The following is a 22,342-nucleotide window of genomic DNA, read 5'->3' on the forward strand; positions in this document are numbered from 1 at the left end:
GCCGACGCTGATTTCGTCACGCTGGCAGGCCAGAGGGCGCGCGAAGGATCGCTGCGCGGGCAAATTGCGCGAACTACCCCCGCTTCAACGCCTTCCCCTGCTTGAAAAATTCCCTCCACGGATCGGCTTTCGCCAGCTGCTTCAGCGTCGTCTTGTCGCCGATCGGGAAAGCGTTCGGCGGCAAGCCGGCCTCGATCTCTGGCCAGGTCACCGGCATCGACACGGTGGCGCCCTTCTTGGCGCGCGAGGAATAGGGCGCGACCGTCGTCGAGCCCCTGCCGTTGCGCAGATAGTCGACGAAGATCTTTCCCGTGCGCGCTTTTTTCGACAGCGTCGCCGTGTAGCGATCGGGGGCACCCTGCTCCAACGCGCGGGCAAAGTCATGGGCGAAGCCCTTCACCGCGTCCCATTCGGCAGACGGCTTCAGCGGCACCAGCACGTGATAGCCCTTGCCGCCCGAGGTCTTGACGAAATTCGGCAGCGACAGCTCGTCGAGCTTGCCTCTGATATCGAGCGCCGCCTCGCGCACCGCCTTCACGTCGACGCCTTCATCCGGGTCGAGATCGAAGATGATCTGGTCGGGCTTTTCGATCTCATCGATCGTGCACCCCCAGATGTGGATCTCGACCACGCCATACTGGACCAGTGCGGCAACACCATCGAAATCCCGGATGAACAGGATCTCCTCGCCGTCGGTCGGGTCCTTCATGCGCGCGATCTTGTCGCTCATGCCAGCCGAGGCATGCTTCTGGAAGAAACGCTGGCCGCCGACACCGTCCGGCGCCCGCACCAGGCTGAGCGGCCGGTTGACCACGAACTGTTCCATGCGCGGCCAAACCTGTGCGTAATGGTCGAGCAGGCCCTGCTTGGATATGTTTTCGTCCGGCCACAGCAGCTTGTCGGGATGCGAGAGTTTGACCGTAGTCGTCATCGACCCGGCGGCTTTGCCGCCTGATGCCGGCTTGGCCGTGCTCTTGCCTGTCGATGGCTTGCCTGTCGCCGCTTTGGGCTTTTCCTGCACGACTTCCTCCGCCGGCTTGTCCTCGCGCAACCCCTGGAACGAGGCGTGGCGTATTATACGGTCCGAGGTCCAGCTGCGAAACTCCACTTCGCCGACAAGTTCAGGCTTGACCCAGACCAGGCCCTTGCCCTTCGGCACGGCGGTGGAGAAGGGCGATGATTTTGCCGTCAACGCATCGAGTTTTGCCTTCAGCTCATTGGCGCCCTTGCCCGAAAAACCAGTGCCGACGCGGCCGGCATAATGCAGCTTGCCGCCCTCGTGGAAGCCGACCAGGATCGAGCGCAGTCCGCGCCCGGTCTTGTCCGACGGCAGGTAGCCGCCGATGACGAATTCCTGCCGCGCCGTGCATTTCGACTTCACCCAGGTCGGGCCGCGGCCGCTGCGATAGGGTGCATCGGCACGCTTGGAGACGACGCCTTCCAGGCCCATGCGGCAGGCATGCTCCAGCATGATCTTGCCGGGTTCGGCGAAATGGTCGCTGAAGCGGACCGCCGCATTGTCGGACTGTTCGCCGAGCAGTTCCTGCAAGGCCTGCTTACGCTCGACCAGCGGCTCGCGCCGAAGATCCTGCCCATCGAGCCGCATCAGGTCGAACACGTAATAGATGAAGCGATTGGTCCGCTTCGCCGACAGGTCCTGCTGCAGCAGCGCGAAAGACGAGACGCCGCTGTCGGCTAACACCACCACCTCGCCATCGAGGATGGCGTCGCTGCACTTCAGCCCGGCCAACTCCGCGACGATCTCGCCGCCGAATTTCTTCGTCCAGTCGAGGCCGGTGCGGGTCAGCAGCCGCACATCGGTGCCGGCGATCTGCGCCTGCATGCGATAGCCGTCGAACTTCACTTCGTGCAGCCAGTCCTTGCCCGGCGGCGCATCGCGCTCGAGCGTGGCCAGCTGCGGCTCGATAAAGTCGAGGCGTTTGCCGGCTTTTGTCTTGACGGCGGCCGGCTTGTTGGAATGCCAGACTTTCGGCTTCTCGCCCTTCGCGGTCTTGCCCTCGCCGACCTCCTCGATCGTCAGGCCGGACTTCACCGATTCAGGCGCTTCCTTGAGGATGTCCTCGCCGGGACGCGCTGCGGCATCGTCCGACTTGATCAGCAGCCAGTTGTCGCGCTTTTCACCCGCTCGCGGCTTCAGCCGCACCAGATGCCATGCCCCATGCAGCTTGTGTCCCCTGAGCTCGAAGCTGATATGGCCCTTTTTCATCGCCTTGGCCGGGTCGATCTCGGGAATCCAGGTGCCCTCGTCCCAAACGATAACCGAACCGCCGCCATATTCGCCCTTGGGAATGGTGCCTTCGAACGGCGCATAGTCGATCGGGTGATCCTCGACATGGACAGCCAGTCGCTTCTCATGCGGGTCGAGGCTCGGGCCGCGCGTCACCGCCCAACTCCACAGCACGCCGTCATGCTCGAGCCGCAAGTCGTAATGCAACCGCGTCGCGGCATGCTTGTGGATGACGAAGATGCCGCCGGCCTCGCCCTGCTTGGTCCGGGCGACCTTGCCGGCCGGTTCGGCGGTTTTCTTGAAATCGCGCTTGGAGTGATATTGTTCGAGGCTGGCCATCCGTTGGGTTCCTCACGCCGATTTGCGTTTGGGCGCGCTGGCTTTCGACTTGGCGCGTTTGGCCGCTGGCCTGGCCTTCGCCGACGAAGATGTTTTCGATGACCCGGAGTCCGACAGGCTCTTCTTCAGCGCGTCGAACAGATTGACGACATTGGAAGGTTTGGGCGCCGCCTTGGCCTTCGGCGCCTTGTGGCCGGCCTTCTTGGCGCGGATCAGCTCCAGCAGCGCGTCCTCGTATTTGTCGTCGAATTTCGAGGGATCGAACTTCGTCTTCTTCTTGTCGATGATCAACTCGGCCAGATCGGTCATCTCCTGATCGGTCTTCACGGGCTCGATGTCGCCGAAGACGGTGTCCGGTTGCCGCACCGTGTTGTCGTAGCGCAGCGTCGTCAGCACCATGCCCTTGCCGAGCGGTTCGATCACCACCGGCCGTTCGCGTCGGTAGAGCACGATACGCGCCAGCCCGGCCATCTTCTTGCCCGCCATCGCATCGCGGATGACGGCGAACGCCTCTTCCGACACCTTGTCGGCGGGCGCCACATAGTAGGGCGTGTCGAGATAGATCTGCTGGATCGAAGCTTTGTCGACGAAACCGTCGAGCGCCATCGTGTGCGAGGATTCGATCTGCACTGCCTCGATCTCGTCTTCCTCGATATGGATGAAATTGCCATCGTCGAGTTCATAACCCTTGATCTCGTCATCCTCCTCCAACGGCTTGCCGGTTTCGGCATCGACATAGAGGCGCTTCACCGTGTTGCCGGTCTTGCGGTTGAGAATGCGAAACGAGACCCGCTCCGTATGGGTGACGACATTGGTCAGTTCGACGGCACAGGTGACCAGCGAAAGCTTCAGATAGCCTCTCCAGGCCGGACGCGGCGCCATGATATCTTCCCTTCAGAACCAGATGAAGGTGAGAACGGACAGATCGCGCTCCAGTTCCGCGCTCCCGCGCCGATCTGGATGCCAAGGGGCCGCCTGGTTGGTTCTGGCCGCCAGCACGGAAATTTCGCGGGCTCGGCAAAAGTTGAAACAGAACCGCGCGCAGGCGACATTCAAACGAAACATATGTGATGCAAAAGTCACATTGGCCGGAATGCCAACCAACTGCACGGAAAGACCCCGAATCAGCCGCATTCCAGCCACGAAGCAAGGCATTTCGACCATATTAACATCACGTTCACCGACTATTCACGCCTCGACGCTATGATGACCGCAATTCGGAAGGGACATCCGAAAATCGGGACAGGGACAAGGTAATGAACTTCCTCGCGCACCTCATCGGCTATGCCGCCGCCATCCGCGAATTCGTCGCGCCGACCTACCGGCCCGAACGCTATTACATGCGCGGCCCCGGCCCGGCCTGCGCCCGTCGCGGCAACTCGCTGGGCGCGCACTGATCATGGCTTTCGAAAATCGCCACAACAGCCGGATCTGCAGGCCGGCCGCCTCTACCCGCGCCACCACCTATCGCGCCGAGCGTCCCGCTCTCGCCGACAGGCGCCGTGCGACATCGCCACGGCTTTGATACCATCGCTGGCCGGCTTAGTGTCATAGGACACGAGCAGCCGAGGCCAGCGTGACGGACCATCCTCAACCAGTTCGACCCCAGTCAACTCGTCCCTTCGAAACAGTTCTCGACTCACGCCATCCATTGACCGTTTTCGATGGCGTCTGCGTGCTCTGCTCCGGTTTCGTGCGCATGGTGGTCAGGCTCGACCGCCAAGGCCGTTTCCGCTTCGCCACCGCGCAGTCGCCCTTCGGTGAAGCGCTGTTCCGGAAGCATGGACTGCGCACCGACTCTTACGAAACCAATCTCGTCCTGATCGACGGCGTCGCCTTCACGCGGCTGGACAGTTTTGTCGCCGTCATGGCGGAACTCGGCTGGCCTTGGCGGGCGGCCAAAGCACTGTTGCTGTTGCCGCGCCCGCTGCGTGGTTGGCTCTATGATCGCATCGCCAGGAACCGCTACGCCCTGTTCGGCAGGAAGGACGCTTGCGACATTCCTTCTCCGGAGCTGCGCGAGCGGTTCCTTGGCTGAGGGTGGCTATGCGCTACCGCGGCTGGCTCGTGCCATCCGGCCGGCACGGCTCGAGCACGATCGGTCCGCCTGCCGTCCTCCCCAATTCCCGGCAGCCCTGAACCGTGCACAGTGTCCAGCCGTCGCTGGTTGCACCTGAAGCGGCGAGCACGACGCGCCGCTGCGGGCCGACATCAGGCGCATAGCTCCACCAACCCTCCTTCAGCACCGCGCCTTCCGGTGGCTCCATGCCGGCGCCCGAGCCCTCGATCCGGGCTTCGACCACCTGCAGGCTGGAGGACGTGACCTTCCAGTCTTCTTGCCAGCGCGTCCGTTCCACCGAATGCGTCCAGGACAGCGTGAAGGCGGCGACGGAGAGCGTTACCGTCTTGCCCGCGGCCAGGATGCACAGGCTCATGTTCTGACTGAAGCCTGCCGCGCGCGAAAACAGTGCCAGCCGATCCAGGCCAGCGCCAGCACCCAGCCGGCCTCGTCGGTGAGCGGCACCGCGGCGACCAGCAGCACGCCGGCCGCGAAGGCGACGAGCCGCTCCCACCACGCCATGCGGGTGACCAGAAAACCGACGGCGGCGGCACCCCACAGCACGATGCCCATGCACGCTTTTGCGACGATGTAGGCGACCTCGACGGGATAGCCGAACTGGGCGGCGATCGGACCTGCGTCCTGCAGCATCAGCGCTGGCGTGTAGACCGCCATGAACGGCACGACGAAGCCGGCAATGGCCAGCTTGGTCGCCTGGATGCCGATTTTCAGGCCGCTTTCCCTGGCCATCGGTGCGGCGGCGAACGCCGCCAGTGCCACCGGGGGCGTCAAATCGGCCATGATGCCGAAATAGAACACGAACATGTGGCTGACCAGCAGCGGCACGCCAAGCTCGAGCAGCGCCGGCCCGGCCAGCGACGAGGTGATGATGTAGTTGGGAATGGTCGGAATGCCCATGCCCAGCACCAGGCAGGTGACCATGGTCAGCACCAGCGACAGGAACAGATTGTCCTCGCCGATCGAGATGATCCAGCCGATGAAGGTCGAAGCGATGCCGGTCAGCGTCAGCGTGCCGATGACGATGCCGACAATGGCGCAGGCAATGCCGACCGGCAGCGCGTTCTTGGCGCCTTCGGCGAGCGAGTCGACACAGATTTGCAACGTCTCGCGGCCGCCCTTGAACGTGAAGCAGGCGACGACCAGTGCGGCGATCACCAGGCCGAGGAGGTTGACGCCGAACTTCATGAACGAAGCGGCGGCAATCCCGAGCGCGATCCAGAAGACGATGCGGAAGGCCAGCGGCCCGATCGCTGCCGCCAACGGCGTGCCGAGGATGAGCACGATGGTCAGCGCCAGGCCCATCGTGCCGGCGAAGATCGGCGTATAGCCGGCAAACAGCAGGTAGATGAGCGCTGCCAGCGGCAGCACCAGCGGCCAGTGTTGCCGCACCGCGTCCCACGGATTGGGCAGCTCGGCCTTGGCCATGCCGTGCAGGCCCGCCTTGCCGGCTTCCAGATGCACCTGCCAGAAGCAGGCGCCGAAATAGAGCAGCGCCGGGATGATCGCCGCCTTGACCACTTCGGCATAAGGCACGTTCAGCGTCTCGGCCATGATGAAGGCGACCGCACCCATTACCGGCGGCATGATCTGGCCGCCCATCGAGGAGGTCGCCTCGACGGCGCCGGCAAAAGCCGAGCGGAAGCCGAAGCGCTTCATCAGCGGGATGGTGAACTGGCCGCTGGCCACCACATTGGCGACGCCCGAGCCGGAAATGGTGCCCATGAGCGCCGAGGACAGCACGCAGACCTGCGCCGGGCCGCCGCGCCACGAGCCGACCAGGCCAAGCGCGAAATCGTTGAACAGCGCGATCATGCCGGCGCGTTCTAGAAAGGCGGCAAAGACGACGAAGATGAAGATGTAGGCGGCCGAGACATAGATCGGCGTGCCGTAGATGCCTTCGGTGCCGTAGGCGAAGGTGTCGACGATCTGGGCGAAATCATAGCCGCGATGGATGAGCGGCGGCGGCAAATGGTTGCCGAAAAAGCAGTAGGCGAGAAAGATGAAAGCGATGACCGCCAGCGGCAGGCCCATCAGCCGCCGCGCTGCCTCGAAGACCAGCACCACCAGCACCGCGCCGACGACGAGGTCCGGCGTGGTCAGGAAGCCGGAGCGGCGGATCAGATCAGTGTAGAACAGCCAATTGTAGAGGCCGGTGCCGAAGCCGAGCGCCCCGAGCGTCCAGAACGCGGCTTTCGCCGGCATGCTCTTGGCGCGCAGATTGGCGATCAAGCCAAAGCCGAGCAGCAGCAGGAAGCCGACATGCATGGCCCTCACCACCTGGCTCGGAATGCTGCCATAGGCGGCGACATAGATCTGGAACACGGAAAAGGCGACGGCGATGAGAAAGGCGGCCTTGCCCGCAAGGCCGTCGCCGAAGCCCGGCGGCAGCCCTTCGACCTGTTCTTCGACGGCAGGCAGATGGAAGGTGGCGGATTTGCCGTCGGTTGATGTTCCAGACGTTGCTTCGGTCATCCGACGGACCCGCCCCTACTTCAACAAGCCCTTCTCCTTGTAGTACCGCTCGGCACCGGGGTGCAGCGGCACCGGCATGCCGTCGAGCGCCTTGGCCGGGTCGATCGCCTTGGCGGCGGCATGTGCCGCAGCCAGTTGGTCGAGATGGTCGAACATCAGCTTGGTCATCTGGTAGGCGGTCTCGTCGGAGACATCGGCGCGGGTGATGAGGAAATTGCCGACGGCGGCGGTGGCGACATCCTCGCTTTGGCCTTCATACGTGCCCTTGGGAATGACCACCGACAGATAGGGCGCGCCGATCTTGGCGACGTCCTCGGCCGGCACCGCCACGACATTGATCGGCACGGAGGTGGCGAGGTCGCGGATCGAGGCGACGCCGAGCCCGGCCGATTGCAGCGTGGCGTCGAGCTGCCGGTTCTTGATCAGCTCGACCGATTCGGCGAAGGGCAGATACTCGACCCGGCCGAGATCCTCATACTTCAACCCGGCGGCGGCGAAGATGGCGCGGGCATTGAGCTCGGTGCCGGAGGCCGGCGCGCCGACCGACAGGCTCTTGCCCTTGAGGTCGGCCAGCGTCTTGATGCCGGACTCCCGGCTGGCGACGATCTGGATGTAGTTGGGATAGATGGCTGCGATGCCGCGCAACTTATCGAGCTTGCCGGGGAAACCGGCCTCGGCATTGCCTTCGGCGGCCAGCTTCACGGAATCGCCCAGCGCAAACGCGATCTCGCCCTTGCCCTGCTGCAACAGATTGAGGTTTTCGACCGAAGCCTTTGTTGCCTGCACCTGGGTGCGGGCACCTTCGATGCCCTTGCCGTAGATTTCCGACAGTGCCACGCCGAGCGGATAATAGACGCCAGATGTGCCGCCGGTGAGCACGTTGATGAATTCCTGCGCCTTGACGGAAACAGCGCCTAGGCCAAGCGACAGCGCCACGGCGCCGGCCGCAACAAGTTTCGTCCTGAAATGGAACATCTGATTTCCTCCCTGAAATAGCAGCCGCATCACCTCCCTGACGCGAACAGAAGCGAGTTTAGACAGCGAGATGGAAATGCCAACCCGCAATCCCATGCGTTAGACGAATGGTTGAGTGCGGGATGCACAGATGGCCGCTTGCGTGAAATGTCTTCGGAGCCGAAAGATTTTTCCAATGCCTGTCGAAATCGGCCAGGGCCGCGCGACATACGTCCGGCTCGCAAACGAAGCAGCCTTCGAAACAACGGGAGAAGACCATGCGATACATGCTTTTGATCTACGTCAATGAAGCCGCGATGGCGGCCGCGCCGACCGATAAGACCTACGAGATCAGCGCTGCCTATGGCGCGTATACCGATGCGTTGAAGAAGTCCGGCGCCTGGCTGGCCGGCGACCGGCTGAAGCCGACCCAGGCCGCCACTTCGGTGCGGATGGTCAATGGCAAGACCAACGTGCTCGATGGCCCCTATGCCGACACCAAGGAGCAGCTTGCGGGCTTCTACATGATCGAGGCCGAGGATGCCGATGCCGCTATCGCCTGGGCGGCGCGCTGCCCCGCGGCCAGCGCCGGCACGGTCGAGCTGCGGCCGATCTGGGAACAGACCATGTGATGGAAAGTGGCCTGGAGATCGCGCGGGCGGCAGCGGAAACCGCCGCCCGGCAAAGCTACGGCAAGCTTGTCGCCTGGCTCGCGGCCCGCACGCGCGACGTGGCCGCAGCCGAGGACGCGCTGGCCGATGCCTTTGCCGCCGCCCTCGAACGCTGGCCAAGAACCGGCGTACCCAAGAAGCCGGAAGCCTGGCTGCTGGCGGTGGCAAGGCGGCGCCGCGTCGATGCGGTGCGGCGCCGGCTGACCAGCGAGGCCGGCCGCGAGCATCTCAAGCTGATTGCCGAGGAAGCGGAGGCGCGCATGACCGACGAAGACCTGCCCGACGAGCGGCTGCGGCTGATGTTCGCCTGCGCCCATCCGGCGATCGAATCGAGCGTGCGTTCGCCGCTCATCCTGCAGACGGTGCTGGGGTTCGACGCCGCGACGATCGCTTCCGCCTTCCTGGTCTCGCCGGCAACGATGGGCCAGCGCCTGGTGCGAGCCAAGTCCCGCATCCGTGAAACCGGTATTCCGTTCCGCGTGCCGGAGCAGGCCGAACTCGGCGAACGGCTGGATGCGGTGCTGGAAGCGATCTACGCCGCCTTCGCCGAAGGCTGGTCCGACCCGGCGGGCACCGAGACGCGAAGGCGCAATCTGGCGACCGAAGGCATTTGGCTCGGCCGGCTGGTGGCTTCGCTGTTGCCGGAGGAGCCGGAGGCGCTGGGCCTCCTGTCGCTGATGCTGTTTGCTGAGTCGCGCCGCGCCGCACGGCGCAGCGCCGCCGGCGACTTCGTGCCGCTGGCGGAACAGGATTGCCTTCTATGGGACCGCGCCCTGATCGATGAGGCGGAGGCGCTGCTTTCCAACGCCGCGGCCAAGGGCATCATCGGCCGCTACCAGCTTGAGGCGGCCGTGCAGTCCGCGCATGCGGCACGACGGCTGACCGGCCGCACCGACTGGGCGGCGATCCGCGAGCTCTACGATGCGTTGCTTTCGATCGCAGGATCGCCGGTGGTGGCGATAAACCGCGCGGTGGCGATCGCCGAGGCCGAGGGCGCAGTGGCGGGATTGGCGGCCCTCTACGTGCTGGGCGACGACAAACGGCTTGATGACTATCAGCCCTATTGGGCCGCACGCGCCGGTCTCCTGGCCAGGCTTGGTCAGGAACCGCAAGCCTGCGAAGCCTATGACCGGGCGATCGGCCTCGAGCGCGACCCGGCGGTGCGCCGCTTCCTGCAGGAAAAGCGGGCAGTGCTCAGAAATTGAGCTTCAGCCCGGCCACATCTCGTGCGAGGTGTTGAGCGTCTTCATCAGCGGATGGTCGCGCAGCCGCGCCCACAGGCGTTCAATGTTCGGCCATGCCGTCCGCGCGCTGTCGATGTCGGGATGCCAGGCCACCAGCATGACCAGATAGATGTCGGCCAGCGACATCCGGTCGCCGACCAGCCAGTCACGGCCTTCAAGCGCGGCATCCAGAACGGCAAAGCCACGGTCCATCTCGGCCACGGCTGCCTGCTTGACCGCCTTGGTGCCTTCGGGATCGGCAGTGTAGCGGTATGCGTAGTAGAAACGCAGCACCGCCGGATAGAGCACCGACGACATGAAGGCCATCCAGCGCAGGAAATCGGCGCGGGCAGGCGCGTCTGCTGCCGGCGCCAAATTGGCATCGGGATGACGCTCGGCAAGCAGGATGCAGATCGCCGCCGATTCCGTCATCGAGCTTCCGTCCGGCAAGGTCAGCACCGGCACCTGGTTCAACGGACTGATGTCGAGGAAGGCGGGGTCGGGCCGGTCGGTCTTCGGCACGTCGATCTGCTCGAACTGTGCATTCGCCAACGCCAGCGCTGCCTCGACGACGAAGCCGCCGCTGCCAGGACGGGTATAAAGCTTGTACATAAAATTCTCCCCCGGCCGCGCAAAGCAGGCCGGGGCGATATGAACCGGAAGCGGTGCCGCGCTCAAGCCGCCGATGGCGGCCACGCGCGTTTTTTCAGCGGGCCAGCTTGGACGCGAAGGAGCGTCGGACTACGATCCCAGCCCCTCGAACAGGATTGTCGACAGATAGCGCTCGGCGAAGGACGGGATGACCACCACAAGATTTTTGCCCTTGTTCTCCGGCCGCGAGCCGACGACGATGGCCGCCTGCAGGGCGGCGCCCGAAGAGATGCCGACCGGCACGCCTTCGAGGCGGGCGACGAGGCGGGCATTGGCCACCGAATCCTCGTTCGACACCTTGACGATCTCGTCATAGATCGTCGTGTCGAGGATCTTGGGCGCAAAACCGGCGCCGATGCCCTGGATCTTGTGCGGGCCGGGCTGGCCACCCGACAGAACCGGCGAGGAGTCGGGCTCGACGGCGACGACATGCACGGAGGGCTTGCGCTTCTTCAGCACCTGGCCGACGCCGGTGATGGTGCCGCCGGTGCCGATGCCGGCGACGAAGATATCGACCTCGCCATGCGTATCGTTCCAGATTTCCTCGGCCGTCGTCGTGCGGTGGATTTCCGGATTGGCCGGGTTCTCGAACTGCTGCGGGATGATCGCATTGGGGATCGTCGCTGCCAGTTCGTCGGCCTTGGCGATGGCCCCCTTCATACCTTTCGGACCCTCGGTCAGCACCAGCTCGGCGCCGAGCAGCGCCAGCATTTTCCGGCGCTCGACCGACATTGTTTCGGGCATCGTCAGGATCAGCTTGTAGCCCTTGGCCGCGGCGGCGAAGGCAAGCGCGATGCCGGTGTTGCCCGACGTCGGTTCGATCAGCGTTGTCTTGCCGGGAGAAATCTTGCCTGATGCCTCAAGCGCCTCGATCATCGCCACGCCGATGCGGTCCTTGACCGAGGCGATCGGATTGAAGAATTCGAGCTTGGCGATGAGATTGGCGACGATGCCCTTTTCCCTGGCGAACTTGTCGAGCCGCACCAGGGGCGTGTCGCCGATCGTATCGGTGATGGAATTGTAGACGCGGCCGCGACCGGGCACACGGGCTGTGACGGGCTTGTTCATTGGTTTCGCTCCCAGAATTTCAGGCGAGTAAGGATTTCAGGCAGTGGAATTGCAGCCGGCAAGATAGGGCCTTCGGTCGCGCAAGATAGACTGTCGGCTGAAAATATCCGAGTGGGACCTGTGTCTAAAACCGTGCCGTCCCGGAAAAGCATTTCTCGCAAAGGCCTGTTTGCGAAATGCTTTGGCCGAAAGCTCTCTATTGCCGAGCGGCAATCGCTGCAGCAGCACCGACCATGAAGCCGGCCGCCGTGCGGTTCAGCGCCTTGAGCGCGCGGGGCGATTTCAGAAACCAGCGCGCCTTGGCCGCCAGCGCCAGATACGGCACCAGCACCACCAACAGCACGACAACGGTCAGCGCGACGAGGATGCCGTAATCCGCCAGCGTGATGGTTTTCAGGTCGACGATGGTCGGCGTGATCGCGAGATAGAAGATCATCGTCTTCGGATTGCCGAGGGTAACGGTCAGACCGGCGGCAAAGCTCGACAGCAAGCCGCCCTTGCCTTTTCCGGCCTCGACGGTCTCGGGCGTGATGCCGCTGTTCCAGAAGCGCCAGCCGAGAAAGGCGAGATAGGCGACGCCGAGCCATTTGATGGCCAGGAAAACCATGCCGAAGGATTGTGCGACGAAGGCGAGGCCAAGCACCACGGCGGTCAGATAGGTGATGTCGCCAACCATCAGGCCAAACGACATCGCCAGCGACGATCGGAAGCCTGAGCCGAGCGCACGGGCGACCAGCGCGGTGATGCCGGGACCAGGAATCGCGGCGGCGATGCCGAGGGCCGCACTATAGGCGAGGAATCCGGTAAGGGTCATGGCACTGGTCTCGGATCAGAGCGTTTTATTGCATGGGACAGGCCAAGATTGAATTCCCTGGGGCCGGATTCTATTGCACCAGATATCGAGGGCTCGCCTTACGAAGCCCCCTCATCCGGCCGCTTCGCGGCCACCTTCTCCCCGAGGGGAGAAGAGACGGGCGCCAGCGTCTGCTGACTCCTCTCCCCTCGGGGAGAGGTCGGATTGTCCCGAATTGCTCTTCGCAATTCGGTTGGCAATCCGGGTGAGGGGGCCTGCGTTACCTGAGCAGATCAGGACGGACCGTCGCCATGGGTGACACGCCAGATGGTGCCGTTGCCGTCCTCGCTGACGATCAGCGCACCGTCGCTCGCAATCGCCACGCCGACCGGCCGGCCCCAGACCTCACCGTTGGAAACCACGAAGCCGGTGATGAAATCCTCATACGCGCCGGTCGGCTTGCCGTCCTTGAACAGCAACCGCACCACCTTGTAGCCGGTCCTGTTGCCGCGGTTCCATGACCCGTGCAGAGCGACGAACGCATCGCCCTTGTATTCAGCTGGAAAGCTCTTCCCCTCGTAGAAGGCGATGGTGAGCGGCGCCGAATGCGCCTGCATCAGCACATCGGGAACGGTCGTTTTGCCGGCAAGATCGGGGCGCTCACCCTTGTGGCGCGGATCCTCATTGTTGCCGATATAGTACCAGGGCCAGCCATAGAAGGCACCCTCCTTGACCACGGTCGCGTATTCGGGCGGCACATTGTCGCCAAGCGCATCGCGTTCGTTGACGACGCACCACAGCGCGCCGGTCGCCGGCTGCACAGTCATACCCGAGCAGTTGCGCAAGCCGGCGGCAAAGATGCGGCCGTTCTTGCCATCGGGATCGAAGGCCAGCACGTCGGCGCGGCCGTCTTCAGAACCCCAGGCTGCACCCAGCGGCTGCGATTTCGCCCAGGCATCGAGTCCGCCTTTCGGCTCCCGGCCCATGTCCTCGGCGACATTCGATCCCGAGCCGACCGAAAGGTAAAGCGTCTTGCCGTCCGGCGAGAAGGCGATATCGCGGGTCCAGTGATGACTGGCGGGGATGTTGCCGACGATGGTTTCCGGGTCGCCGGAGGCCTTCAGGTCGCCATTGCGGTAGGCAAAGCGCACGATGCTGTCGCTGTTGGCGACATAGACCCATTGCGGTTCAGCGCCCGGCGGATAGAAGGCAATGCCATAGGGCCGGTTGAGATTGCCGGCAAAGATGCCGTCCTGCGCCGGCTTCGCACTGCCTTCGGCGAGGCGATAGATGCGGACCTGGTTGGCTTTGCTGTCGGCGACGAACAGGTCGCCATTCGGTGCGACGCGTACGACGCGTGGATTGTCGATGCCCGATGCAACCAGCTCGGCCGAGAAACCCGGCGGCAGTTGCAGCTTCGCGTCTGCCGGCATGTCCGCGATGCCGGCGCTGTTCGAGGTCGACCGGGTGGCATTGGGCTTGGGCAGATCATCCGGTCTGATCAGGCGGCGGGTGCCCGGCTTGTCCGCTCGCCAGTCGCCGAAGGCAGCCGCGCCTTTCAGCACCGGTTCGTCCGCCTGCTGGGCGAATGAAGCGGTCGGGAGAAACAGTGCGGCGGAAAGTGCGGGGCCGGCAAAACGCATCATTCGGTCCTCCAGTGTTCGGGGGTGAAAACAGGAACGACCGGTTTCGTCGATCGTTCCACGGCACACGATGAGGTGAAGGAAGCTTGCGGTTTTCCGGTTCAGGTCCCGGCGGCGTAGAAATCGTCGTCGAGGCGTTTTTCCAACTCGACGAGGTCAGCCGGCAGCGGCAGGCCCATGGCGCGCATTTCCCGTAGCTTTTCGCGCAGCTGCTCCTGGATCTCGTGCTGGTCTTCCGGCTGGTTGACCATCTCCTCCAGCAGCAGGCTGATCCGGGCCTTGAATTCTTCGAGCGCCATCGTCGTCTCCTCGGTTGGATCAGCTCAGCGCAGCATGCGTGAAATCAGCTGCGCCGTATAGTCGACCATTGGGACGATGCGCGCGTAATTCAGCCGGGTCGGGCCGATGACGCCGAGCGCGCCGACGACGCGGGCATCCTTGTCGCGATAGGGGGCGACGACCAGCGACGAGCCCGACAGCGAAAACAGCTTGTTTTCCGAGCCGATGAAGATGCGCACACCCGAGCCCTGCTCGGCGAGGTCAAGCAGCTGGATAAGCCCGTCCTGCGTCTCCATGTCCTCGAACAGATGGCGCAGCAGCTCGATGTCGGCCTGGGCGGTGACGTTTTCAAGCAGATTGGCACGCCCGCGCACGATGAGCCGTGCCGGCAGGCCACTGTCGGCGCCGGCCCACACCGCCAGCCCCTTCTCCACCAGGTCCTGCGACAGCGTGTCGAGCGCGGCCCTGGTTTCTTCCTTGATGCGAGCGATCTCGATCCGCGCCTCGGCCAGCGTGCGGCCGCGTATATGGGCGTTGAGGAAATTCGAGGCCTCGTGCAGTTGCGAGACGGTGATCCCGGCGGGCAGGTCGACGACGCGGTTTTCGACGTCGCCATTCTGCGACACCAGCACCGCCAGCGCCTTCGTCGGCTCAAGCTGGATGAATTCGATGTGCTTCAGCGCCACCTCGTTCTTGGCGGCCAGCACCAGGCCGGCGCCGCGCGACATGCCCGACAGCATCTGGCTGGCCTCGGTCAGCATGTGCTCCAGCGTCGCACCGGAGCCGGACGCCCGCACCTGTGCCTCGATGGCGCGGCGCTCCTCGTCGGAAAGGTCGCCAAGCTCCATGAAGGCATCGACGAAGAAACGCAGGCCGGCCTGTGTCGGCAGCCGGCCGGCCGAAATGTGCGGCGCGTAGATCAGGCCGAGATGCTCGAGGTCGCTCATCACGTTGCGGATGGTCGCCGGCGACAGCGAGGACGGCAGGATACGCGACAGGCTGCGCGATCCCACCGGTTCACCGTCCCTGAGATAGGAATCGACGATGCGCCGGAAGATGTCGCGGGAACGCATGTCGAGCGCCTGGAATACTGGCGACTGAAGCGCGGGCGACTGCGAAGCGGGATCGACTGCCTTGGTCATACGGCCAAAAACCTCCGGCCCAAGGATATAGACTTACACTGCACCCGCGCAACCCGGTGTCTGTGTCCGATCGTCAGGCCATTTTCCTTTGCGCCACGCGTCCCATGCGGTTACAAGCCGGCCAAGATTCCGAAAAATGACAAGAAAGCAGCCCTGAATGCGCCCTTCCAAACGCCAATTCGACGAAATGCGTGCCATCTCCTTCGAGCGTGGCGTCTCCAAGCATGCCGAAGGCTCATGCCTGGTGAAGTTCGGCGACACGCATGTCCTGTGCACGGCCAGCCTCGAGGAAAAAGTGCCGGGTTGGATGCGCAACTCCGGCAAGGGCTGGGTGACGGCGGAATACGGCATGCTGCCGCGCTCGACCGGCGAGCGCATGCGCCGTGAGGCTTCGGCCGGCAAGCAGGGCGGCCGCACGCTGGAAATCCAGCGGCTGATCGGCCGCTCCTTGCGCGCCGTGGTCGATTTGCAGGCGCTGGGCGAACAGCAGATCACCGTCGACTGCGACGTCATCCAGGCCGATGGCGGCACCCGCACCGCCTCGATCACCGGCGGCTGGGTGGCGCTGTATGACTGCCTGCGCTGGATGGAAGCGCGCCAGATGGCCAGCGTCGCCAAGGTGCTGAAGGATCATGTCGCTGCGATCTCCTGCGGCATCCATGACGGCCAGCCGGTCATCGACCTCGACTATATCGAGGATTCCGCGGCCGGCACCGACGCCAATTTCGTCATGACGGGCAAGGGCGGCATCGTCGAGATCCAGGGCACCGCCGAGGGCGAGCCTTTCTCCGAGGAGCAGTTCGCGGACCTGATGGGCCTGGCCAAGAAAGGCATCCAGCGGTTGGTGAGTTTGCAGCAGATGGCAGTGGCTTAGTTTTTAGATGTCGAGCCTGAGCGCCCCCCTCTGGCCTGCCGGCCATCTCCCCCTCAAGTGGGGAGATCGGATGTCGTCTAGGGCTTCGCCAATCTCCGGCGTTGTAGGGTGCGCGGCAATGCAGAAGCTGCCAATCTCCCCACCTGAGGGGGAGATGGCCGGCAGGCCAGAGGGGGGCGCCTCGTGACACCCTCCGCGATCCTGGAATCGGCCCTCTACGTCACAGACCTGCCCGCCGCCGAAACCTTCTACACCGACATCCTCGGCCTCAATCTCCTCGGCAAGGTCGACGGCCGCCACCTGTTCTTCCGCTGCGGCCCCGGCGTGCTGCTCGTCTTCAACGCCGAGGCAACCAAAATCCCGCCGGCGCCCGGCGCGAGACTGCCGGTGCCGCCGCATGGCGCGGTCGGCCAAGGTCATCTCTGCTTTGCGGCGACCGCCGATGAAATCGCCGGCTGGAAAGCGCATATCGAGGCAAAGAAGATCGCCATCGAGAGCGAATTCGAGTGGCCGCAGGGCGGCCGTTCGATCTATATACGCGACCCCTCGGGCAATTCGATCGAATTCGCCGAGCCACGAATCTGGGGCCTTTGATGCATTCTCTCGATGGCAAGAAGATCGTCGTCGCCAGCCATAATGAGGGCAAGCTGCGCGAATTCGCCGACCTGATGGGACCGTTCGGCTTCGAAGCGAAGTCGGCCAGGGAGTATGGCCTGCCGGAGCCGGACGAGACCGGCACCACCTTCGAGGAGAACGCCTACATCAAGGCGCTCGCCGCCGCCAAGGCGACCGGCCTGCCGGCGCTGTCGGACGATTCCGGCCTGTGCGTCGACGCGCTTGACGGCGCGCCCGGCGTCTACACCGCCAACTGGGCCGAAACCCCGGACGGTTCGCGTGACTTCGGCATGGCCATGCAACGCACCGAAGTGGCGCTGCAGGAGGTCGGCGCCGCCTTGCCGGAGCAGCGCAAGGGACGCTTTGTCGCCGTCATCTGCCTGGCGTTTCCCGACGGCGAGGCGGAATATTATCGCGGCGAGGCCGAGGGCACGCTGGTCTGGCCACCGCGCGGCGAGCTCGGCTTCGGCTACGATCCTGTGTTCCTGCCCGATGGCTTCGAAAAAACCTTCGGCGAAATGAGCGCCGAGGAAAAGCATGGCTGGAAGCCCGGCCAGGCCACGGCGCTGTCGCACCGCGCCCGCGCCTTCCAGAAATTCGCCCAAGCTCGATTGGGCTCGGCATGAGCATGCTGCTCGACCGGGCGCCCGGCTTCGGCGTCTATGTCCACTGGCCGTTCTGCGCGGCCAAATGCCCCTATTGCGACTTCAACAGCCATGTTCGCCACCAGCCGGTCGACCAGGAGCGCTTTGCCGCCGCCTTCGAGGCCGAACTGGCGACGATGCGCGAGCGCACCGGGCCGCGCGAGGTGACCAGCGTTTTTCTCGGCGGCGGCACGCCCTCGCTGATGAAGCCGGAAACCGTGGCCAGGGTTCTGGACGCCGTGGCGAAGAACTGGACGGTGCCTGCCGGCATCGAGGTGACGCTGGAGGCCAATCCCTCCTCGGTCGAGGCCGAACGCTTTCGCGGCTACCGGGCAGCCGGCGTCAATCGCGTGTCGCTCGGCGTGCAGGCGCTGAACGACAAGGATTTGCGCTTCCTCGGCCGTTTGCACAATGTCGAACAGGCCCTGCACGCCATCGGCTTCGCGCGAGAAATATTCCCAAGGCTGTCCTTCGACCTGATCTACGCCCGCCCCGGCCAGACGCCGGAGGCCTGGGCATCGGAGCTGGAACAGGCGATCGGCCATGCCGCCGACCATCTGTCGCTCTACCAGCTGACCATCGAGGAAGGCACGCCCTTCCACGCGCTGCATGCGGCAAAGAAATTCGTCATCCCCGACAATGACCATGCCGCCGACCTCTATGCGCTGACGCAGGAGATCACCACGGCGCACGGCCTGCCGGCCTACGAGATTTCCAACCACGCCAGGCCGGGCGCCGAGAGCCGGCACAACCTGACCTACTGGCGCTATGGCGAATATGTCGGCGTCGGGCCGGGCGCGCATGGCCGCTTCGTCGAGAACGGCCGGCGCACGGTGACAATCGCCGAGCGGATGCCGGAAACCTGGGCCAATCTGGTCGAGGCCAAGGGCCATGGCGTCACCGGCGGCGAGATCCTGACGCGTTCGGAAGAGGCCGACGAATTCCTGCTGATGGGCCTGCGGCTGGCCGAAGGCATCGATCTCTCCCGCTACGAGGCGTTCTCCGGGCGCGGCCTGTCGAGCGCGCGGCTGTCGATGCTGCAGGGCGAAGGGCTGGTGGCGCCGATCGGCAATGCGCGCCTGCGCGCCACGGCCGCCGGCATGATCGTGCTCGACGCGGTGGTCGCCGATCTGGCGCGCTAACCCTTGAAGAACGTCCTTTTCGTCTGCAGCCAGAACCGCTTGCGCAGCCCGACCGCCGAACAGGTGTTTTCAACGCGCCGTGATATCGAGGTGGCCTCGGCCGGAACCAACCACGATGCCGACACGCCGCTGACGCATGAGCTGGTCGCTTGGGCCGACATCATCTTCGTCATGGAAAAGGCGCACCGCACCAAGCTGCAGAAGAAATTCAGGGCCAGCCTGAAGAAGGCGCGTGTGATCTGCCTCGACATACCTGACAATTATGAATTCATGGATCTGGAGTTGATTGGCCTTCTGAAGGCACGCGTTTCGCGGTATCTCGGTTAAGACGCCATCCGCGAAGGCCACCCGCATGAACCTGACCGTATCCTCCTGGCAATTCTGGGCACTGCTCTCGGCTGCATTCGCTGCCCTGACGGCGATCTTCGCCAAGGTCGGCATCGAGAACATCAATTCCGATTTCGCCACCTTCATCCGCACGATCATCATCCTGATCGTGCTCGGTGCCATCCTGCTCGCCAGCGGCCAATTCCAGTCGCCGGCTACGATCTCGGGAAAGACCTGGGCTTTCCTCGCCCTGTCCGGTCTGGCGACCGGCGCTTCATGGCTCTGCTATTTTCGCGCCCTGAAGATCGGCAATGCGGCGCAGGTGGCGCCGATCGACAAGCTAAGCGTCGTGCTTGTGGCGGTGTTTGGCGCGGCCTTTCTCGGCGAGCGGTTGTCCGGAGCGAACTGGCTTGGCGTCACCCTTATCGCGGCGGGTGCTGTGCTGGTCGCCTATCGAGGGTAGTTGCGCGCCATGGCGTGCGTTCTTCGTTTCAAGACGGGTGATGAAGATATCGAAGCGATTGGGCATCGTCCGGTCAGTGCTCCGTCGTGCTGTCGGGTTTGTTGTCGGAAAGGCTGACGTTCGTCGGCAAGGTGCTGGCGACGCGCTCTTCGGTCAGGCTGTGCTCGGTCTTGGCAGACGGGCGCTTGTCCCTGGGGGTGGCAACGCGGTTGCGGCCGGCATAGTAGGGTTCGAAAGCGTCTTGTATCTTGAGGCTGTCCATCCTGTCCTCCTCCGGAATCAGGGGGCTAATCTGCCAACGCCGGTTTGGTTCCCCACTGTGGCAAAGGAAAGGCGAATTCCCTACATCGGCATCAGCTTTTGCAAGCCCGCGTCAGCCGTGCCAAACAGGGCTGAATGGAGAAGTCGTCAGTGACCGCAGAGACGGGCAAGCGCAGCTATTTGGTCGGGCAGACCGAGATCGCGGCCCGGCCGCTGGAGCCGGCGCTCTATCTGGTGGCGACGCCGATCGGCAATCTCGCCGACATCACGCTGCGCGCGCTGGAGACGCTGGCCGCCGCCGACATCGTCGCTTGCGAAGACACGCGGGTGTCGCGCGTGCTGCTCGACCGTTATGGCATCCGCCGCCGCACCACAGCCTATCATGAGCATAATGCCGGCGAGGCCGGGCCGAAGCTGATCGCGGCGCTCCAGGCCGGACAGAGCGTGGCGCTGATCTCCGATGCCGGCACGCCGCTGGTGTCCGATCCCGGCTACCGGCTGGTCGGCGAGGCGCTCGACCACGGCATTCGCGTCGTGCCTATCCCCGGCCCATCGGCGCCGCTCGCGGCGTTGACCGCATCCGGCCTGCCCTCCGATGCCTTCATGTTCGCCGGATTTTTACCGGTGAAGACCGGGCAGCGGCTGACGCGGCTGGAGGCACTGAAAGCCGTGCCGGCGACATTGATTTTCTTCGAATCGCCGCGCCGGCTGGCCGAATCCCTCGGTGCCATGGTCGAAGCGCTGGGCGGCGAGCGAAAAGCCGCGATCGGCAGGGAATTGACCAAGACCTTCGAGGAGATGCGAACCGGCACGCTGCAGGCGCTGGCCGACCACTATGCCGCGGCCGATACGCCGAAGGGCGAGATCGTCGTCTGCGTCGCTCCGGCCGAGGCCAGGGTCGACGAACCCGCCGACATCGACCGTTTGCTTCTGTCGCTTGCCGCCGAGATGCCGGCCTCCAAGGCGGCGGCGGAAGCCGCGAAGATGACCGGCGGCCAGAAACAGGCGCTCTATCGGCGATTGCTGGAGCTCAAGGATGCTTCGGGAGAAAGCGACGGTGGCTGAACGCCCGAGCGCCAGCCGCCAAAAAGCCTATCGGCGCGGCCATCGCAGCGAATGGCTGGCGGCGGCAGCGCTGATGCTGAAGGGCTACCGGATCCTGGCGCGCCGCCACCGCACGCGCTTCGGCGAGATCGACCTGATCGCGCGGCGCGGCGACCTGGTGCTGTTCGTCGAGGTCAAGGCGCGCCGGTCGCTGATGGAAGCCATGGAGGCGATCGGCCACGAATCGGAACGTCGAATAGAAGGCGCGGCCGACATCTGGCTGTCGCGCCAAGCGGACTACGGCAGGCTGTCGATGCGCTTCGACATGGTCGCCGTGCTGCCCTGGCGCTGGCCGGTGCATGTCGAGAACGCGTTTTATGGGAAGAGTTAGAGGGGGCAGCCCTCCTTCATTCGTCATCCACGGGCGGAGCCCGTGGGACGAAGCGTGAGGGCCGCTACGCGGAACACTCCTCACCCCCAGATCATCAACGCCACCAACCCGACACCGCCCACCACCAGCCGCCACCAGCCGAACAGCGAGTAACCCTTGCGCGAGACGTAATCGAGCAGGAAGCGCACGACGATGAGCGCCGTGACGAAGGCGGCGACGAAGCCGACGGCGATGATCGGCAGGTCGGCGCTGCTCAGCACGTTGCGGTTCTTGAACAGGTCGAAGGCGAAGGCGCCGACCATGGTCGGGATTGCAAGGAAGAAGGAAAATTCAGCGGCCGCGCGCTTATCGACGCCCAAAAGCAGGGCGCCGACGATGGTCGAGCCCGAACGCGATGTGCCGGGAATGAGCGACAGGCACTGGAAAAGCCCGATCTGCAGGTAAAGCCGGGTCGGGAAGCGCTCGACATCGCGATAAACCGGCTTGAGGTTCATGCGGTCGACCACCAGCAGCACGACGCCGCCGATAATCAGCATGATGCAGATCAGCCTCGGCGATTCGAACAGCACCGTCTTTATGAAATCATGCGCCAGCGCGCCGATGAATGCCGCCGGCAGGAAGGCGATGAGGATGCCGATGACGAAATGCCTGGTCAGTCGGTCGTGCGGCAGTTCGAGCAGCATTTTCCAGAGGCGGCGGAAATAAACGCTGAGGATCGCCAGGATGGCGCCGAGCTGGATCAGGATCTCGAAGGCCTTGCCGGTCGAGTGGAAGCCGAGGAAATGGCCAGCGAGCAGGATATGGCCGGTCGAGGACACCGGTATGAACTCGGTCAGCCCCTCCAGCAGGCCGAGCAGCAGGGCTTCGACGATGGTCTGGCTTTCCATGGCTACCTCGGCATTGGCGTGACGGCTGACAGAAGGGCTTGCTTGTCATGGCGTTGAAGTCCCCCTATAGGTCGCAACACCCTGACGGCCCGCTAACCGGGCGGCCAAGACTTACCGGTGCGCCCTGCGAT

Annotated in this window: 26 protein-coding genes; 12 read left to right on the forward strand and 14 right to left on the reverse strand. The window is 64.3% G+C overall.

Translation table 11 applies throughout. The features are described from left to right. Positions 1-73: 73 nt before the first annotated feature. Genes ligD through LB519_RS06415 form a run of 3 tightly spaced genes read right to left on the reverse strand, consistent with a single transcriptional unit; the run spans position 74 to position 3,751 of the window. Complete coding sequence (gene ligD / locus LB519_RS06405; protein WP_224619094.1) at positions 74-2,587, reverse strand: DNA ligase D; 2,514 nt, start codon at positions 2,585-2,587, stop codon at positions 74-76. Between the two features lie 12 nt (positions 2,588-2,599). Further along, complete coding sequence (locus tag LB519_RS06410; protein ID WP_063169649.1) at positions 2,600-3,469, reverse strand: Ku protein; 870 nt, start codon at positions 3,467-3,469, stop codon at positions 2,600-2,602. Positions 3,470-3,481: 12 nt separating this feature from the next. After that, on the reverse strand, positions 3,482-3,751 hold the full coding sequence (locus LB519_RS06415) for a hypothetical protein (RefSeq protein WP_224619096.1): 270 nt from the start codon (positions 3,749-3,751) through the stop codon (positions 3,482-3,484). A gap of 92 nt (positions 3,752-3,843) precedes the next feature. Between LB519_RS06415 and LB519_RS06420 the strand changes: the two genes are divergently transcribed. Further along, the gene (locus tag LB519_RS06420; protein ID WP_013528645.1) at positions 3,844-3,984 is read left to right on the forward strand and encodes a hypothetical protein; all 141 of its coding nucleotides are present in this window, start codon (positions 3,844-3,846) and stop codon (positions 3,982-3,984) included. Between the two features lie 179 nt (positions 3,985-4,163). Next, complete coding sequence (locus tag LB519_RS06425; RefSeq protein WP_027161217.1) at positions 4,164-4,625, forward strand: DCC1-like thiol-disulfide oxidoreductase family protein; 462 nt, start codon at positions 4,164-4,166, stop codon at positions 4,623-4,625. A 13-nt stretch (positions 4,626-4,638) separates the two neighbouring features. Here LB519_RS06425 and LB519_RS06430 read toward each other — a convergent pair whose 3' ends face one another. The 3 genes from LB519_RS06430 to LB519_RS06440 are packed head-to-tail and all read right to left on the reverse strand — an operon-like array spanning position 4,639 to position 8,114. Further along, positions 4,639-5,022: a DUF1850 domain-containing protein gene (locus tag LB519_RS06430; protein ID WP_024502191.1), complete on the reverse strand. Its 384-nt coding sequence runs from the start codon at positions 5,020-5,022 to the stop codon at positions 4,639-4,641. Then, positions 5,019-7,139: a TRAP transporter permease gene (locus LB519_RS06435; RefSeq protein WP_224619098.1), complete on the reverse strand. Its 2,121-nt coding sequence runs from the start codon at positions 7,137-7,139 to the stop codon at positions 5,019-5,021. The genes LB519_RS06430 and LB519_RS06435 overlap by 4 nt, the downstream gene beginning before the upstream one ends. A 15-nt stretch (positions 7,140-7,154) precedes the next feature. After that, positions 7,155-8,114: a TAXI family TRAP transporter solute-binding subunit gene (locus LB519_RS06440; RefSeq protein WP_224619100.1), complete on the reverse strand. Its 960-nt coding sequence runs from the start codon at positions 8,112-8,114 to the stop codon at positions 7,155-7,157. A 257-nt stretch (positions 8,115-8,371) separates the two neighbouring features. Between LB519_RS06440 and LB519_RS06445 the strand changes: the two genes are divergently transcribed. Both LB519_RS06445 and LB519_RS06450 read left to right on the forward strand, forming a co-directional pair. After that, positions 8,372-8,725 carry a YciI family protein gene (locus LB519_RS06445; protein WP_013528640.1) on the forward strand — a complete coding sequence of 118 codons (354 nt, stop codon included), beginning with the start codon at positions 8,372-8,374 and terminating at the stop codon, positions 8,723-8,725. Further along, the gene (locus LB519_RS06450; RefSeq protein WP_224619101.1) at positions 8,725-9,969 is read left to right on the forward strand and encodes an RNA polymerase sigma factor; all 1,245 of its coding nucleotides are present in this window, start codon (positions 8,725-8,727) and stop codon (positions 9,967-9,969) included. Before LB519_RS06445 ends, LB519_RS06450 begins: the two co-directional genes overlap by 1 nt. Before the next feature lie 3 nt (positions 9,970-9,972). Here LB519_RS06450 and LB519_RS06455 read toward each other — a convergent pair whose 3' ends face one another. The 6 genes from LB519_RS06455 to hrcA all read right to left on the reverse strand — a co-directional run bounded on the left by LB519_RS06455 (position 9,973) and on the right by hrcA (position 15,563). Continuing rightward, a complete protein-coding gene (locus LB519_RS06455; protein WP_024502187.1) occupies positions 9,973-10,599 on the reverse strand; it encodes a glutathione S-transferase family protein in 627 nt (208 codons plus the stop codon). 129 nt (positions 10,600-10,728) lie between these two features. Beyond that, entirely contained in the window at positions 10,729-11,706 is a 978-nt protein-coding gene (gene cysK / locus LB519_RS06460) for a cysteine synthase A (RefSeq protein WP_027161213.1), read from the reverse strand. A gap of 196 nt (positions 11,707-11,902) precedes the next feature. Next, a complete protein-coding gene (locus tag LB519_RS06465; RefSeq protein WP_013528636.1) occupies positions 11,903-12,520 on the reverse strand; it encodes a LysE family translocator in 618 nt (205 codons plus the stop codon). Positions 12,521-12,792: 272 nt separating this feature from the next. After that, positions 12,793-14,145, reverse strand: a complete 1,353-nt coding sequence (locus LB519_RS06470) for a PQQ-dependent sugar dehydrogenase (RefSeq protein WP_224619103.1) — start codon at positions 14,143-14,145, stop codon at positions 12,793-12,795. Between the two features lie 98 nt (positions 14,146-14,243). Next, a complete protein-coding gene (locus LB519_RS06475) occupies positions 14,244-14,441 on the reverse strand; it encodes a hypothetical protein (RefSeq protein WP_013528634.1) in 198 nt (65 codons plus the stop codon). 24 nt (positions 14,442-14,465) lie between these two features. Beyond that, positions 14,466-15,563 carry a heat-inducible transcriptional repressor HrcA gene (gene hrcA / locus LB519_RS06480; RefSeq protein WP_013528633.1) on the reverse strand — a complete coding sequence of 366 codons (1,098 nt, stop codon included), beginning with the start codon at positions 15,561-15,563 and terminating at the stop codon, positions 14,466-14,468. Between the two features lie 157 nt (positions 15,564-15,720). On the opposite strand from hrcA, the gene rph reads away from it, so the two are divergent. The 6 genes from rph (at position 15,721) to LB519_RS06510 (ending at position 19,628) form a co-directional block, all read left to right on the forward strand. Further along, on the forward strand, positions 15,721-16,437 hold the full coding sequence (gene rph / locus LB519_RS06485; protein ID WP_013528632.1) for a ribonuclease PH: 717 nt from the start codon (positions 15,721-15,723) through the stop codon (positions 16,435-16,437). 183 nt (positions 16,438-16,620) lie between these two features. Further along, positions 16,621-17,031 (forward strand): glyoxalase/bleomycin resistance/extradiol dioxygenase family protein, encoded by a 411-nt coding sequence (locus LB519_RS06490; protein WP_013528631.1) that lies wholly within the window; start codon positions 16,621-16,623, stop codon positions 17,029-17,031. Continuing rightward, entirely contained in the window at positions 17,031-17,678 is a 648-nt protein-coding gene (gene rdgB, locus LB519_RS06495) for an RdgB/HAM1 family non-canonical purine NTP pyrophosphatase (protein WP_024502184.1), read from the forward strand. Before LB519_RS06490 ends, rdgB begins: the two co-directional genes overlap by 1 nt. Beyond that, positions 17,675-18,838 carry a radical SAM family heme chaperone HemW gene (hemW, locus tag LB519_RS06500; protein WP_224619104.1) on the forward strand — a complete coding sequence of 388 codons (1,164 nt, stop codon included), beginning with the start codon at positions 17,675-17,677 and terminating at the stop codon, positions 18,836-18,838. Before rdgB ends, hemW begins: the two co-directional genes overlap by 4 nt. A gap of 3 nt (positions 18,839-18,841) precedes the next feature. Then, the gene (locus LB519_RS06505) at positions 18,842-19,165 is read left to right on the forward strand and encodes a low molecular weight protein tyrosine phosphatase family protein (RefSeq protein ID WP_027161207.1); all 324 of its coding nucleotides are present in this window, start codon (positions 18,842-18,844) and stop codon (positions 19,163-19,165) included. A gap of 25 nt (positions 19,166-19,190) precedes the next feature. Further along, entirely contained in the window at positions 19,191-19,628 is a 438-nt protein-coding gene (locus LB519_RS06510) for an EamA family transporter (protein WP_063173476.1), read from the forward strand. A gap of 73 nt (positions 19,629-19,701) precedes the next feature. On the opposite strand, the gene LB519_RS06515 is transcribed toward LB519_RS06510, so the two are convergent. Beyond that, positions 19,702-19,890, reverse strand: coding sequence for a hypothetical protein (locus tag LB519_RS06515; RefSeq protein WP_013528626.1), 189 nt, complete (start codon positions 19,888-19,890; stop codon positions 19,702-19,704). 134 nt (positions 19,891-20,024) lie between these two features. Between LB519_RS06515 and rsmI the strand changes: the two genes are divergently transcribed. Both rsmI and LB519_RS06525 read left to right on the forward strand, forming a co-directional pair. Further along, entirely contained in the window at positions 20,025-20,954 is a 930-nt protein-coding gene (rsmI, locus tag LB519_RS06520) for a 16S rRNA (cytidine(1402)-2'-O)-methyltransferase (protein WP_224619105.1), read from the forward strand. Next, entirely contained in the window at positions 20,947-21,324 is a 378-nt protein-coding gene (locus tag LB519_RS06525) for a YraN family protein (protein ID WP_063169659.1), read from the forward strand. Before rsmI ends, LB519_RS06525 begins: the two co-directional genes overlap by 8 nt. A gap of 80 nt (positions 21,325-21,404) precedes the next feature. Here LB519_RS06525 and LB519_RS06530 read toward each other — a convergent pair whose 3' ends face one another. Further along, complete coding sequence (locus LB519_RS06530; protein WP_013528623.1) at positions 21,405-22,211, reverse strand: undecaprenyl-diphosphate phosphatase; 807 nt, start codon at positions 22,209-22,211, stop codon at positions 21,405-21,407. Between the last annotated feature and the right edge of the window lie 131 nt (positions 22,212-22,342).

Origin of the sequence: Mesorhizobium sp. AD1-1, from assembly GCF_020164655.1 — a bacterium.
Taxonomy (GTDB): Bacteria; Pseudomonadota; Alphaproteobacteria; order Rhizobiales; family Rhizobiaceae; genus Mesorhizobium; species Mesorhizobium ciceri.